We start from the raw sequence: 15,800 nt of genomic DNA on the forward strand, positions 1-15,800 counted from the left end.
CAAATGGAACGCAACCCAGGCGCAGCATCCCGAACCACTGCTGCCGCAGCTGTTCGAGGCGCAGGCGGCCAAGGCGCCGCAGGCAGTGGCGGTAGTGCATGGAACGGCGCAGCTGAGTTATGCCGAACTCAATCGCCAGGCCAACCAGCTGGCGCATCATCTGCGGCAACTGGGCGTCAAGCGCAACGACCGGGTAGTGCTGCAGCTTGAGCGCTCCTTGCCGCTGATTGTGGCGATGCTGGCGGTTCTGAAATGCGGCGCCGCCTATCTGCCGATAGACGCCAGCTTGCCCGAAGAACGCAAGATTTTCATGGCAAACGACAGCAGCGCCAGCGTATTGCTGACGCTCAGCGGCAGCCGGTGGCCGGTGCAAGCTGCGCTGGTCCGCATCAACCTGGACCAGATCGCCGCCGGCACTTATGCCGCCGACAACCTGACGCCGGGCGGCGACGACGAGACGATTGCCTACATCATGTACACCTCTGGTTCCACCGGCCAGCCGAAAGGCGTGCTGGTGCCCCAGCGCGGCATCAAGCGCCTGGTGCTGGAGAACGGCTACGCTGCCTTCGACGCCAGCGACCGCATCGCCTTCGCCGCCAATCCGGCTTTCGATGCCTCTACCGTGGAAATCTGGGGCGCCCTGCTGAATGGCGGGCGCATCGTGGTGATCGACAAAGAAATATTCCTGGATCCCCTGCATCTTGCCGGCGCACTCGAACAGCAAGGCATCACCACGCTGTTCCTGACGACGGCGGTGTTCAACCAGTGCGCGGCGATCGTGCCGGAGGCGTTCAGCCGCTTGCGCTTCCTGATGACTGGCGGCGAACGCTGCGATCCGGCTGTGTTTGCGCGCGTGCTGGAAGCCGGCAGGCCGCAACACCTGATTCATTGCTACGGGCCGACCGAAGCGACCGCTTACGCGACAACGTATGAAGTTACAGCGGTCGACGCTGCACAAGCGACCATACCGATAGGCCGGCCGATTGCCAGCACCCAGGTATATCTGCTGGATGCGCAAGGCGAGCCGGTGCCGGTCGGCGTGGCAGGAGAGATGTATATCGGCGGCGCCGGCATCGCGCGCGGCTACCTGAATCGCGACGAATTGACGGCAGAGCGCTTTATTGCCGACCGTTTCAGCGGCCGCCCGGGGGCGCTGCTGTACCGCACCGGCGACTTGGCGCGCTGGCAGGAAGACGGCAACCTGGTGCACCTGGGCCGCAACGACTTCCAGGTCAAGATCCGCGGCTTCCGCATTGAACTGGGCGAAATCGAAGCAAGGCTGGCCGCGCATCCGGCGGTGCGCGAAGCGGTAGTGATCGTGCGCGAAGATAGTCCCGGAGACAAGCGCCTGGTCACCTACATCGTGACCAGCGAAGAGATCGACGCCACGGCGCTGCGTGCGCATTTGAGCGCCGGCATGCCCGAGTACATGGTGCCGGCCGCCTATGTCGCGCTGGCGGCGCTGCCGCTGACAGCCAACGGCAAACTGGACCGCAAGCACTTGCCGGCCCCTGAAACGGAAGCTTATGCGGCGAGCGGTTATGTCGCGCCGGAAGGCGAGTCGGAAACTGCGCTGGCAGCGATCTGGTCGCAACTGCTGCGGGTCGAACGCATCGGCCGCCACGATAATTTCTTCACCCTGGGCGGCCACTCGCTGGTGGCGGTACAGATGATTTCACGCATCAGGCAAGCCTTCAATATCGAGGTGGCGATCAGCACCTTGTTTGCGTATCCGGTGCTGCTCGATTTTTCCGCAGAACTGCTGGCCAGCGGCCAGAGCGTCCGGCCGCCGCTGACGGCGGCCAGCGGCGCGGAGCGTGAACTGCTGTCGTTCGCGCAGCAACGCTTGTGGTTCCTGGAACAGATGGGCGGCGTCAGCCACGCCTACCATATCCCGCTCGGCTTGCAGCTGCGCGGCGAACTCGACCGGGTGGCCCTGGTCCAGGCCCTGGAGCGGCTGGTGTTCCGCCACGAAGCGCTGCGCACCAGCTTTGTCGCCATCGAAGGCCACGGCGCAATCCAGCGCGTCGCAGCGGCAGACGTCAGTCATTTTCAGCTGCTGGAGCACGACTTGCGCCATCATCCGGAGCGCGAGGCCGAGCTGGAACGCCTGCTTGCCGAAGAAGCGACAAGGCCCTTCGACCTGGCCCAGGGTCCGTTGATCCGTGGCCTGTTGCTGCAAGAAACGCGCACCCAGCACACGCTGCTGATCACCACCCATCACATCGTGTCGGACGGCTGGTCGACCGGCCTGCTGCTGGATGAAATCAGCGCGCTCTACAACGCTTACCGCCAAGGCGGACATGACCCCTTGCCAGCCCTGGCCGTGCAGTATCCCGATTACGCCGCATGGCAACGACGCTGGATGAGCGGAGCGGTGCTGGAACAGCAGACCGCCTACTGGAAACAGAGCCTGGCCGGCGCGCCGACCTTGCTGGAACTGCCGACCGATCATCCGCGTCCTCCGCAGCAAGACTATGCCGGCGCCAGCATCGAAACCAGGCTGGACGCCGCGCTGACGCGGAAACTGAAGGCCTTGAGCCAGCGCCACGGCAGCACCCTGTACATGACGCTGCTGAGCAGCTGGACACTGCTGCTGGGCCGGCTGGCAGGACAGGACGATGTCGTCGTCGGCACGCCGGCGGCGAACCGCAACCAGCACGAAGTCGAGAACTTGATCGGTTTCTTTGTCAACACGCTGGCGCTGCGCATCAACCTGCCGGAGAACGCAACGGTGGCTTCGCTGCTGGCGCATGTCAAGCAGCAATCCCTGGCGGCCCAGCAGCACCAGGAAGTACCGTTCGAACAAGTTGTGGAACATGCCCGTCCGGTGCGCAGCATGGCGCACAGCCCGCTGTTCCAGGTGATGTTTTCCTGGCAGAACGCACCGCAAGGCAAGCTGCAGCTGTCAGGCCTGGAATTGACGCCGCTGGCAGTCAGGCAGGTAACCGCAAAATTCGACCTGACCTTGTCGCTGGGCGAAGCGGGCGACGCGCTTGCCGGCTCGCTGGAATACGCGACGGCCTTGTTTGAACAAAAGACAGTGGAGCGTTACCTGGGCTACTGGCATCGCTTGCTGGAAGCGATGGTCGCCGACGATGCGCAGCAGATAGCGCGCCTGCCGATGCTGGGCGCCGCCGAACACCGGCAGCTGGTGACCGGCTGGAATGCGACCCAGGTGATTTATCCGGAGCGCGAATCCCTGCTGCACCAGTTGTGCGAAGCGCAGGCCGCGCGGACACCGCAAGCGGTGGCGGTAGAACAGGGCAGCGAACAGCTGAGCTATGCGGAACTCAATCGCCGCGCCAACCAGCTGGCGCACTACCTGCGCGAGCTGGGCGTCCAGCCGGACGACCGGGTGGCGATTTGCGCCGAACGCGGCTTGTCGATGGTGGTTGCCTTGCTCGGCGTGCTGAAGGCGGGTGCGGCCTATGTGCCGCTGGATCCGGCTTATCCGGCGGACCGCCTGGCCTACATGCTCAGCGACAGCGCCCCGCGCGTGGTGCTGACCCAGGCCGGCATCGAAGGCAGCTGGCAACAGGTCAGGGCGACGATTCCAGCCAGCTTGCCAGTGCTGGACCTGCAAGCGCCAAGCTGGAATGCCTATCTGGAGCACAATCCCGCCAGCAGCCACCTGCTGCCATCGGACCTGGCGTATGTGATCTACACCTCCGGTTCGACCGGAAAGCCGAAGGGCGTCATGAACGAGCATCGCGGGGTAGTCAACCGCATGCTGTGGATGCAGCAGGCTTACGGCCTGGAGCAGCATGACGTGGTGCTGCAAAAAACGCCTTTCAGCTTCGACGTCTCCGTGTGGGAATTTTTCTGGCCGCTGATGGTGGGCGCAAAGCTGGTGATGGCCAAACCCGACGGCCACAAGGATCCACGCTACCTGAGCGAGATCATCCGCACGGCCGGCGTCACCACGCTGCATTTCGTGCCATCCATGCTGCAGGTATTTGCCGCGCACGACGAGGCGGCCGGCTGCGCCAGCATCGTCCGTGTCATGTGCAGCGGCGAGGCGTTGCCGGCATCGCTGGTGCGCAGCTTCCATGCACTGTTGCCGCGCGCCCAGCTGCACAACCTGTACGGTCCTACCGAAGCTGCGGTGGATGTCACCGCCTGGACTTGCGTTGCAGGAGAAACCCCGGCTGCTATCCCTATCGGCAAACCTGTTGCCAATACCAGCATCTACATCCTCGATGCCGTGGGCGAACCGACGCCTGTCGGCGTAGCCGGAGAATTGCACATAGGCGGCGTGCAGGTGGCGCGCGGGTACCTGAACCGGCCGGAACTGACCGAGCAGCGGTTTGTGCCCGATCCTTTTTCGCCACTGCCCGGCGCACGCCTGTACAAGACCGGCGACCTGGCCCGTTGGCAGGCGGACGGCAACCTGGTCTACCTGGGACGCAACGACTTCCAGGTCAAGATCCGCGGTTTCCGCATCGAGCTGGGCGAAATCGAAACGCAGCTGGCGGTCCATCCGGCCATCCGCGAAGCGGTGGTGATCGCGCGTGAAGACAATCCCGGCGACAAGCGCCTGGTGGCCTATATTGTGGTCAATCAAGACGTCGATGCCGAGACCCTGCGCGCTCATTTGAGCGCCAGCATGCCAGAGTACATGGTGCCGGCTGCCTATGTCACGCTGGCGGCGCTGCCATTGACGCCGAACGGCAAGCTGGACCGCAAGAACCTGCCGGCGCCCGACGGCGATGCCTACGCCGCCGGCGTCTATGTCGCGCCGGAAGGAGAAACCGAAATCGCGCTGGCGGCCATCTGGTCGGAACTGCTGCAGATCGAACGCATCGGCCGCCACGACAACTTCTTCTCGCTGGGCGGGCATTCGCTGCTGGCGGTGCAGATGATTTCACGCCTGAGGCAGGCATTCCGTGTCGAAGTGGCATTGAACACTTTGTTCATGCATCCGTTTTTTTCCGACTTTGCCGCCACATTACCCGCCAGCGACGCCAGCATCCGGCCGGCAATGACGGCCACCGTCGGCGCCGAACGGGAACTGCTGTCGTTTGCACAGCAGCGCTTGTGGTTCCTGGAGCAGATGGGCGAAGTGCGCCAGGCTTACCATGTTCCGCTGGGCTTGCAGCTGCGCGGCGAACTGGACCGGGTAGCCCTGGTCCAGGCGCTGGAGCGGCTGGTGTTCCGCCACGAAGCGCTGCGCACCAGTTTCATCCCGCAGCCAGGCCACGGTGCGGTACAACACGTGGCGGCGGCAGACGTCAGTCATTTCCAGCTGCTGGAACACGATTTGCGGCACCACCCCGAACGCGACGCCGAACGGGAGCGCCTGTTCGCTGAAGAAGCCGCCGCGCCGTTCGACCTGGCCCGGGGCCCGCTGATCCGCGGCCGCCTGCTGCAGGAGACGCGCACCCAGCACACGCTGCTGATCACGATGCACCATATCGTTTCGGACGGCTGGTCGATCGGCGTGCTGCTCAATGAAATCAGCGCGCTCTATAACGCCTACCGGCAAGGCCAGCACGATCCGTTACCGGCGCTGGCAGTGCAATATCCGGACTACGCGGCATGGCAGCGCCGCTGGATGAGCGGAACGGTGCTGGAGCAGCATACGGCGTACTGGACAGAAAGCCTGGCAGGTGCACCGACCTTGCTGGAACTGCCGACCGATCACCAGCGTCCGCCGCAGCAAGACTATGCCGGCGCATGGGTCGACACCGTGCTGGATAGCGCGCTGGCAAAAAAACTCAAGGCGCTGAGCCAGCGCCACGGCACTACCCTGCACATGACGCTGCTGAGCAGCTGGGCCCTGCTGCTGGGCCGGCTGGCGGGGCAGGACGATGTTGTCATCGGCACCCCGACCGCCAACCGCAACCAGCAGGAAGTGGAAGGATTGATCGGTTTCTTTGTCAACACGCTGGCGCTGCGGGCCCACCTGCCTGAGCATGCCACGGTGGCAACGCTGCTGACCCACGTCAGGCAGCAATCGCTGGCGGCCCAGCAGCACCAGGAAATTCCTTTCGAGCAGGTGGTCGAGCATACGCACCCGGTGCGCAGCATGGCGCATAGTCCCTTGTTCCAGGTGATGTTCGCCTGGCAGAATGCGCCGCAAGGCAGGCTGAGCCTGGCCGGCCTGGAATTGACGCAGCTGCCGTTCAAGCAGGTGACGGCAAAATTCGACCTGACCTTGTCGCTGGGCGAATCGGGCGATACGATTGCCGGCGTCCTGGAATATGCGACGGCATTGTTCGAACGCAGCACCGTGGAACGTTACCTGGGATATTGGCAGCGCCTGCTGGCAGCGATGGTCGAGGACGATACGCAGCAAATCGCGCGCCTGGCTATCCTGAGCGCAGACGAACGCCGCCGGATAATAACGACGTGGAATGCCACCGAGGCCAGCAATCCGCAAGCAGCGCTGCCGCAGCTGTTCGAAGCACAGGCGGCGCGCACGCCACAAGCGGTCGCGATAGTGCATGGCGCCGAGCAGCTCAGTTATGCCGAGCTCAACCGCCGCGCCAACCAGCTGGCGCACCATCTGCAAGAGCTGGGCGTCAAGCCGGGCGACCGGGTGGTATTGCAGCTTGACCGTTCGGCGCAGCTGATCGTCGCCGAACTGGCGATTCTCAAGTGCGGCGCCGCCTATGTGCCGATAGATCCGGCATTACCCGACGAACGCAAGGTTTTCATGGCAGGCGACAGCGGCGCCGGCTTCGTGCTGGCGCTGGACGGCGCCAGCTGGCCGGCGCTGGCGGCGCTCACCAGGATCAACCTGGATGACTCCACAGGAACGGCATACGCCGCGGACAACCTGGCGCCGGCCGGCGACGACGAAACAATCGCCTACATCATGTACACCTCGGGTTCGACCGGACAACCCAAAGGCGTGATGGTGCCGCAGCGCGGCATCAAGCGCCTGGTGCTGGAGAACGGCTACGCCGCCTTCGACGCCAGCGACCGCATCGCCTTCGCCGCCAATCCTGCCTTCGACGCCTCGACCATGGAAATCTGGGGGGCCTTGCTCAATGGCGGACGCGTCGTCGTGATCGACAAGGATGTATTCCTCGATCCGCTGCGCTTCGCCGATGCGCTGGACCGGCAAGGTGTCACCACGCTGTTCATCACCACGGCCGTGTTCAATCAATGCGCGGCGATCGTGCCGGAGGCATTCGGCAAGCTGCGTTATCTGCTGACCGGCGGCGAACGCTGCGATCCGGCGGCTTTTGCGCGCGTGCTGGCAGCCGGCAAACCCGAGCACCTGATCCACTGCTACGGACCGACCGAAACCACCACCTACGCAACCACTTACGAAATCGCGGCGGTCGACGCTAGCCAGGCGACCATACCGATAGGCCGGCCGATCGCCAACACCCAGGTATACCTGCTGGACATCCACGGCGAACCGGTGCCGGTCGGCGTGACAGGCGAAATATATATCGGCGGCGCCGGCGTCGCACGCGGCTACCTGAACCGGGCCGAGCTGACCGAAGAGCGGTTTGTTCCAGACCGCTTCTCCGGACGGCCTGGCGCGCTGCTGTACCGCACCGGCGACCTGGCGCGCTGGCAGGCCGACGGCAACCTGGTGCACCTGGGCCGCAATGACTTCCAGGTCAAGATCCGCGGCTTCCGCATCGAGCTGGGCGAGATCGAAGCAAAGCTGGTCGCCCATCCGGCGGTGCGCGAAGCGGTGGTGATTGCGCGCGAAGACAATCCTGGCGACAAACGCCTGGTAGCCTATATTGTCGCCAATGAAAATGCCGATGCGGAAGAAGCCGGCGCCGAAACCTTGCGCTCGCATTTGAGCGTCAACATGCCTGAGTACATGGTGCCGGCGGCGTACGTCATGCTGGCCGCGCTGCCGCTGACGCCGAACGGCAAGCTGGACCGCAAGCACCTGCCCGCGCCTGCGGCGGATGCTTATGCGGTTGGCGGGTATGTGGCGCCGGAAGGAGAAATCGAAACCGTCCTGGCCGGGATCTGGTCGGAGCTGCTGCAGATCGAGCGCGTCGGCCGCCACGACAATTTCTTCTCGCTGGGCGGGCATTCCCTGTCGATTCTGCAGGTAGTGAACCTGCTCAAGCAAAAGGGCGTGCGGGTTTCAGCCAGCGATGTGTTTACCTATCCGACCATCGCCGGGCTGGCCGAGCATATCGCACAGCTGAATCCGCTGGAGACGGAAAATTGCGCCGTGCTGATCCGCGCCGGCGGCCGCCAGCGTCCCTTGTTCCTGATGCACGAAGGTTCCGGCTTGCTGATTTACGCGCATATGCTGGCCACCCATATCAACCCCGACATCCCGGTATACGGCCTGCCGCCGGTGCCGCTGGATCAGCCGCAGCTGTCGACCGTGCAAAGCATGGCGGCGCGCATGGTGGGGCTGGTGCGGGCGGTGCAGCCGAACGGGCCTTACCGGCTGGCCGGCTGGTCGTTCGGCGGCGCGCTGGCTTATGAGGTTGCGCAGCAGTTCGTCAGCGAAGGCCAGGAGGTGGAATTCATCGGGCTGTTCGATACTCACTGCTCAATCGGCGACGACGACGAACGCGAATGGAAGCTGGGCGACAAGCAGCTGATGCTGACGCTGCTGGAAGCGGCCGCCGGCAATGATCCTGTGCTGAAAGCGGCGATGGAAAAGCTGAAGGCGGCGGCGCCGGATATCGACGTCCCCACCCTGCTGCAGATGGCCAGGCGCAACGGCTTGTTCCCGTCCGGTTTTTCCTTGCAGGGCTTGCTGCAGTTGATGGAAAACAGCCGCACCATCATCCGCGCCTACGGCGACTATGCAGCGCAGCCGATCGGCGTCCCGGTGCATTTCTACAGCGCGGTGGGCGATACCGTCAACGAGCCTTTGCGCGGCTGGGGCGCCGTGGTGCCGGAAATGCTGTTGCGCCTGGTGCCGGTGCCGGGCACGCACCAGTCGATGATGATTTCTCCGCACATCGAGGTTTTTGCGCACGCCTTGAATACGGCGTTGCAGCCGGCAAAGCTGGAAGGAGAACTGGCGTCCCTCCAGCCCTGAAGCAGGAACGCAGGGAAACCGCCAGCGCTGCCGGTGGTTTCCATGTGGCAAGATGGCGCCAAGACAGCGGATATTTCTTGAAGTGCGGGGCGCCAGCCTGGTCATATAGCGGCAAGGTGATAAACATTAGAACGCATATGCGCACGCCAGGAGGGCGCGCTCAGGTATGATAAACGTCCGTCTTTTCCAGGTCCCGGACTTGGCGCCCGATATAACTCAAGGAGTAAAAAATGCTGACTAGCGCACGCAATGAATTCGCCGGCAAGGTTACCGCCATCCATGAAGGCGCGGTCAACGACGAAGTCGAAATCACCCTCCCCGGCGGCGACCGCATCGTCGCCGTCATCACCCGCGAAAGCACCAAGTACCTGGAACTGAAGCCAGGCTCGGACGCACTGGCGTTGGTGAAAGCGCCGTGGGTGATCTTGTCCTCGCCCGACGCCGGCATCAAGTTTTCCACCCGCAACCGCCTGCAGGGCACGGTCAAGACCGTGAAGACCGGCGCCGTGAATACCGAAGTCGAAGTCAGCCTGAACGGCGGCTCCACGCTGACCGCCATCATTACCCAGGAAAGCGCAGTCGCGCTTGGCCTCGCCGCCGGCAAGCCGGTAGTGGCGATTTTCAAGGCTTCGCACGTGATCGTCGGCGTCAAGACCTGAAAGCAATGACAGGCGGCTGCAGCATCGAAGGCATCGCTCAGAACCAGTGATTTGCCTGCTTCAGGTCATTGCGTAGTTCTTTAAAGCAATGATCGGTCCATTTGCTGCGGCTGACTTCATTCCTGCGCATCAGGATGATCTTCCGTTTCAGCGTCGGCGAGCGCAGCGGCGCTATATGCAGGCTGCTGTCTTTCAGGTAGGCGGTATACAAGCTGGGCATGATGCCGACCGCAATGCCGGAACGCACGATGCCGTACAGGGATTCGCTGTGGACCACCTGGTACAGGCTGGACGGCGCCAGTTCATGCTGGCGCAGCGCGGCTGAAGCGAATTCCCAGATGCTGCCGGTAGTAAACATCACGATCTCTTCCCCCGCCATCTGCCGCCACTGCACCTCTTTGGACGCGGCCAGCGGATGCCCGCGCGCCACGATCAGCACCAGCTCGTCCTCAAACAGGGTGACGGTTTCCAGCGCATCGGTCTGCGCTTGCTTGACGCCCACGCAGAAATCCAGCTCGCCCGTATGCAGGGCGTCCAGCAGCGCATCGTTAGGCATGTCGCACAATACGATTTCGATCTGGTCGCCATAGGTCTTGCTATAACGCGCCACCACCGCCGCCGTGAGCGTCATGGCGGACGGGATGGTGCCGATGCGGATCCGGTGGCGGCCGCTGCCGATGGCGCGCTGGATATCGCCGAACGTGTTGTTGGCGGTGTTCAGCAAGTGCTTGGCGTACTCCAGCACCACCGCGCCTTGCCGGGTCAGTTCAATCTGGTGCGTGGTGCGGTCGAACAGCTTGGTTCCGAGCTGGTTCTCCAGCTGCTTGATGGCCGCGCTCAGCGCCGGCTGGGTCACCGACAGTTCCTGCGCCGCCTTGCTGAAGCTGTTTTTGCCTGCCAGTTCCACAAAAGCCTGAAGATGGCGCAGGGTAACCTTGTTGTCGAGTTTGAGGATCGCCATGGTTATAAATTTAATTTATGAAATTATAAAAATAAACACATTATCTTATTCATCAACTTAACATATTCTCAGCCCAATGGATCAGGGAGTGATCATTTTTGTGGCAGCGTGAATCAAATCTACGGGGAGAAGATGCGATGAAAAAGTGGGGGATAGGGGTATTGGCGGTGTGCGCGGGAACGACACAGGCGCAGGTGACGCAGAGCAAATTCGAGGTATACGGTTTATTGTCGGGCGGCATCGGCTACCTGTCCAATGAAAACGGCAAGCACAACCTGGAAGCCATCAGCGGCACCAACCAGAATCCACGCATCGGTTTTCGTGGCCAGGAAGACCTGGGCGGCGGTTCTAAAGCCCTGTTTGCCCTGGAAAACGGCTTCAACCTGATGACCGGCACGGCCTCGCAGAGCGGCCGGCTGTTCGGCCGGCTGTCGTATGTCGGCCTCAGCAACGTGAATTTCGGCACCTTCACCATGGGGCGCCAGTATGAGGCCGTCAAGGATTACCTGGGCCCGGTGGTGATCGCCAGCAACGGCGTGCATATCGGCGACAACGACAACGGCTACAACAACCTGCGCGTGCAGAATTCGGTCAAGTACATCAGCCCGACCATCAACCATTTCAATCTCACCGCGGTATACGGTTTCGGCGAAGTCGCCGGCGACGCCAGCGTCAACCAGGTATACAGCCTGGGCAGCGGCTACAAGAACGGCGATTTCAGCTGGGCCGTGGCCTACACCCAGTTCAATACACCCAACAACGCAAAAAGCCCGGACGGCGCCATCAGCAACGACTACGGCAGCTCGCTGCTGATCTTCAACAAGAGCGCGGTCACCAAAGGCGTGGGCGTGAACCGGCAGCGGATTGCCGGCACCGGCGGTTTCTACAAGGTGGGGGCTACCGATTTCGGCGCCCTGTACACCAATGTGCGCTATAACTATCTAGACAATTCCAGCCTGACTCTGCAGAATTTCGACCTGAACCTGGTGCATCACCTGACGCCGATGCTGAACCTGGGCGCTTCGTATTTTTATACCACCGGTAAATACGATGTGATCGACAAGAAACCGAAATGGCACCAGATCAACCTGCAGGCCGATTATTTCTTGTCGAAACGGACCGATGTGGCGATTACATACAGCTACCAGAAGGCGGCCGGCGATGCGACCCAGGCCACCATCTTCGGCTTCCCGTCCTCCAGCGACCGCAAGCAGTCGGTGCTGTTGCTGGGCATGCGCCACGTATTCTGAGCGCCCGGGCCGGCGGCGCATTGCCGACGGCCCTTCGATTTAAGGAAATCTTGTGAAAAACACTCTCTCTTACCTGCTCGCCGGCGGCCTGGCCCTGCTGGCTGCCGGCGCTGCCCAGGCGGAAAAACGGACGCTGGTGATTTCAGCCTATCCGATCGCCCAGCCGCTGTTCGCCAAACATGTCTACGAGCCGTTCAAGGCGCGCTGCGGCTGCGACATCGTGGTCGAGACCGGCAACAACGCCGACCGCATCGCCAAACTCGAAGCGCATCGCGCCAGTCCGGTGATCGACCTGGTGCTGCTGTCCGATTTCGGCATGCTGGAAGCGTCTAACAAGGGCCTGATCGCGCCGCTCGACTACGCCAAACTGAAAAACTACGGGCAGCTCTACAACTTCGCCAAGAACCCGATAGGCGGCAATTTTGCCGTCGGCTACACCATCTATTCGGTCGGCCTGGTGTACCGCAGCGACAAGATCAGCGGCATCAAATCCTGGCAGGACCTGTGGCGCAGCGATCTCAAGGGCCGCATCTCGCTGCCTGACGTCAGCACTACCCAGGGTCCGCTGATGCTGCAGATGGCCGACCTGGCCTGGGGCGGCAAGAGCGACGATTACGCCACCGGCATGCAGAAAATCACTGCCATCAAGAACAATGTGGTGACGTTTTCCAAGAACAGCGCCCAGCTGTCTTCCCTGTTTGCCCAGGACGAAATCTGGGCGGCGCCGGTGGCGCGCTTTACCTGGTCGCAATTGCTGAAGACCGGCATGCCCCTGAAATGGAGCATTCCGGCCGAAGGACAGGCTGCCGGCATGAATGTGATGGGCATCGTCAGCCAGTCGAAAAACGCCGACCTGGCCTACCAGCTGATCGACTTCTGGCTGTCCAAGGAAGTGCAGACCGCGCTGGCCATGGACCTGGTCGATTCGCCGGTCAACCAGCAGGTGGTGCTGCCCAAGGACAAGGCCGAGTTCAACACCTACGGCGCGGAACAGATACGCTCCCTGAAATTCGTCAAGCCCGAGCTGATCCTGAAACAGCGCTCGAACTGGATCGCGCAGTGGAACAAGGCAATCAGCAAATAGCTGCTGAAGTGGAGTCGTTGCAATGCAAAAGAAACATGTAGGCATCTTGCTGGTGACGCCGGCCCTGGTCTTTACCGTGGCCTGCTTCCTGCTGCCGGTGCTGGCCCTGCTGCTGGAGGCGTTCCATATCGACGGCAGCGGCTGGGGACTGCAGCGCTTTGTGCAGTTTTTCGGCGAAGAGCTGAACCGCCAGGTATTCCTGCGCACCTTGCGCATAGCGGCGCTGGTGACGCTGTCGGCGGTGCTGCTCGGTTATCCGGCGGCGCAGGCGGCGGCCAAGGTGGCGCCGCGCTACCGCGGCCTGATGCTGGGCATGATGATCCTGCCGCTGATGGTGTCGCCGATTGCCCGCACCTATGCCTGGATCGTCCTGCTCGGCCGCAACGGCGCAGTCAATTCGGCGCTGCAGGCGCTGGGGCTGAGCGATGAACCGCAGCGCCTGCTGTTCAGCGAGCTGGCGGTGTATGTCGGCCTGTTGCAGCTGCTGCTGCCGCTGATGCTGATGTCGCTGGTCGGCGCCCTGGAAAATCTGCCGCGCGACGTCACCCACGCCGCCGCCACGCTCGGCGCCAACGCCTGGCAAACCTTTTGCAAGGTGACGTTGCCGTTGACCCAGGAAGGCTTGATCGTCGGCGGCACCTTGGTGTTTACCGGCTGCGTCACCGCCTATGTGACGCCGGCGCTGCTGGGCGGGCCCAAGGTGCTGATGCTGGAAACGCTGCTTTACCAGAAGGTCAGCGTCGAAAGCGATTTCGGTTCCGCCAATGTGATCGCCGTGATCCTGGTAGTGATGACGCTGATGGTCAATGCCGGGTTAAAACGCATTTCTTCGAGCCGGAGCAAGATATGAAAGAAGGATTTTTTTCGCGCTGCATGCTGTGGCTGGTGCTGCTGTTCTTGCTGGGGCCGTTCGCCATCGTGTTCATGGCCGGTTTCAGCGGCGGCGAGACGCTGGCGTTTCCGCCGCCGTCTTATTCGCTGCGCTGGATCTTCGAGGTGCTGGCTGCCGACGAATTCCGCCGCGCCTTCCAGACCAGCCTGCAGATCGGCCTGGTCGCCACCATAATCGCCCTGCTGCTGGGCACGCCGGTAGCCTATGCGCTTTCGCGCACCCAGCTGCCGGCGATGGCGGTCGTCAAGCAGATATTGACTTCGCCCCTGATCATCCCCGGCATGATCGTCGGCCTCGGCCTGATGCGCTACGTGGTGCTGCAGATCCATGCGCCGGTATTCGCCGGCCTGCTGATCGGCCATATCGCGCTGCTGATTCCGTACGCGGTGCGGGTGGTGTACGCCAGCCTGGTCAACCTGCGCGTCGACATCGAAGACGCCGCCGTGATGCTGGGGGCTTCGCGCCTGCGCAGCTTTTTCATGGTGGTGCTGCCGAATATCCGCGGCGCCGTGATCGCCGCTTTTTTCCTGGCCTTCGTCACTTCGTTCAACCAGGTGCCGGTATCGCTGTTCCTGACCGGCCCCGGCATCAGCACCTTGCCGATAGAAATGCTGGGCCATATGGAAAATACCTTCGATCCGTCGATCGCCGCGCTGTCGACCTTGCTGGTCCTGTTCACGATGGCGTTCGTGCTCGTCACCGAGCGTGTGCTGGGCATTTCAAAATACATGTGAGAACACCATGAGCTACCTACAACTGCAACAGCTGAGCAGCGGCTACGGCAACAACAAGGCTGCCGTCAAGCAGCTTGATCTGGAAGTCGAACAAGGCGAGCTGATCTCGCTGCTGGGTCCCAGCGGCTGCGGCAAGACCACCACCATGCGCGCGATCGCCGGCCTGCTCGAGCTGCAGGAAGGCCGCATCGTGCTCGACGGCGAAGACATCGGCAGGAAACCGCCGAACAAGCGCAACATCGGCATGGTGTTCCAGTCCTACGCCTTGTTTCCGCACCTGAACGTGTGGGATAACATCGCCTTCGGCCTGCGCTTGCGCAAGGTGCGGCAGGCAGTGCTCAGGCAGAAGGTGAAGGCAGTGATCGCGGCAGTCGGCCTGAGCGGTTTTGAAAGCCGTTTGCCGGCGCAGATGTCCGGCGGCCAGCAGCAGCGCGTGGCGCTGGCGCGAGCAGTGGTGATCGAACCCAAGCTGCTGTTGCTGGACGAGCCACTCTCCAACCTGGATGCAAAACTGCGCGTGCAGATGCGCGCCGAACTGCGGCGTATCCAGCGCGAACTCGGCATCACCATGCTGTACGTCACCCACGACCAGGAAGAAGCGCTGGCGCTGTCGGACCGCATCGTGGTGATGAACGGCGGCAAGATCGAGCAGCTGGATGTGCCGGAAACCATCTTCAACATGCCGCGCACGCGTTTTGTCGCCGATTTCATGGGTTTTGAAAACCTGTTCGACTATCGCGACGGCCGCCTGCACCACGAATCGCACAGCCTGCCATTTGATGTCGGCGTGCCGGGCGACACCGTTTGCATCGGCTGGCGCCCGGATCGCGTCCAGGTAGGCATTGGACAGCACAGCGGCACCGTGCTGTCGCGCGGCTTCCTGGGCGATACCGTGGAATACGTATTGCAGACGGCGATCGGCCCGGTCAAGGGATTGGCCGCGGTCGGCGCTTCGATCTGGCGCGAGGGCGACGACGTCAGCTTTGCGCTGTCGGCCGAAGACGCCCTGTTCCTGCGCCAATGACGTAATCGAACCGATGCAAACCAACCCACGTGGAGTTACCGCTATGCGTAAAATCTGGCTAGATACCGATCCCGGCTTCGACGACTGGCTGACCATGCTGCTGCTGGAAGTCAATCCCTGGCTGGAATGGCTGGGCGTCAGCGTCGCCGCCGGCAACGCGCCATTGGACGTGACTTACGACAATGCGCTGCGCATCAAGGCGCACTA

9 protein-coding genes are annotated in these 15,800 nt (G+C 62.5%); 8 read left to right on the forward strand and 1 reads right to left on the reverse strand.

The annotated features are described in order from the left end of the window. Positions 1-49 precede the first annotated feature (49 nt). A complete protein-coding gene (locus JWQ61_RS16420; protein ID WP_304361476.1) occupies positions 50-8,989 on the forward strand; it encodes a non-ribosomal peptide synthetase in 8,940 nt (2,979 codons plus the stop codon). A 230-nt stretch (positions 8,990-9,219) separates the two neighbouring features. Next, positions 9,220-9,648 carry a molybdopterin-binding protein gene (locus JWQ61_RS16425; RefSeq protein ID WP_304361469.1) on the forward strand — a complete coding sequence of 143 codons (429 nt, stop codon included), beginning with the start codon at positions 9,220-9,222 and terminating at the stop codon, positions 9,646-9,648. A gap of 37 nt (positions 9,649-9,685) precedes the next feature. Here JWQ61_RS16425 and JWQ61_RS16430 read toward each other — a convergent pair whose 3' ends face one another. Next, positions 9,686-10,609 (reverse strand): LysR family transcriptional regulator, encoded by a 924-nt coding sequence (locus tag JWQ61_RS16430; protein WP_304361470.1) that lies wholly within the window; start codon positions 10,607-10,609, stop codon positions 9,686-9,688. A 137-nt stretch (positions 10,610-10,746) separates the two neighbouring features. Between JWQ61_RS16430 and JWQ61_RS16435 the strand changes: the two genes are divergently transcribed. From JWQ61_RS16435 to JWQ61_RS16460, 6 genes are all read left to right on the forward strand, one after another. After that, positions 10,747-11,859: a porin gene (locus JWQ61_RS16435; protein ID WP_304361471.1), complete on the forward strand. Its 1,113-nt coding sequence runs from the start codon at positions 10,747-10,749 to the stop codon at positions 11,857-11,859. A 52-nt stretch (positions 11,860-11,911) separates the two neighbouring features. Next, the gene (locus JWQ61_RS16440; RefSeq protein WP_304361472.1) at positions 11,912-12,943 is read left to right on the forward strand and encodes an ABC transporter substrate-binding protein; all 1,032 of its coding nucleotides are present in this window, start codon (positions 11,912-11,914) and stop codon (positions 12,941-12,943) included. A gap of 22 nt (positions 12,944-12,965) precedes the next feature. Beyond that, the gene (locus JWQ61_RS16445; protein WP_304361473.1) at positions 12,966-13,793 is read left to right on the forward strand and encodes an ABC transporter permease; all 828 of its coding nucleotides are present in this window, start codon (positions 12,966-12,968) and stop codon (positions 13,791-13,793) included. Further along, on the forward strand, positions 13,790-14,569 hold the full coding sequence (locus JWQ61_RS16450) for an ABC transporter permease (RefSeq protein WP_304361474.1): 780 nt from the start codon (positions 13,790-13,792) through the stop codon (positions 14,567-14,569). Before JWQ61_RS16445 ends, JWQ61_RS16450 begins: the two co-directional genes overlap by 4 nt. A gap of 7 nt (positions 14,570-14,576) precedes the next feature. Further along, positions 14,577-15,593, forward strand: coding sequence for an ABC transporter ATP-binding protein (locus JWQ61_RS16455; RefSeq protein WP_304361475.1), 1,017 nt, complete (start codon positions 14,577-14,579; stop codon positions 15,591-15,593). A 43-nt stretch (positions 15,594-15,636) separates the two neighbouring features. Next, the coding region (locus JWQ61_RS16460; protein ID WP_304361477.1) for a nucleoside hydrolase at positions 15,637-15,800 on the forward strand (164 nt) is incomplete at its 3' end.

The organism is Collimonas fungivorans (genome assembly GCF_028292705.1).
In the GTDB taxonomy this organism is placed as follows: Bacteria; Pseudomonadota; Gammaproteobacteria; order Burkholderiales; family Burkholderiaceae_D; genus Collimonas; species Collimonas fungivorans_B.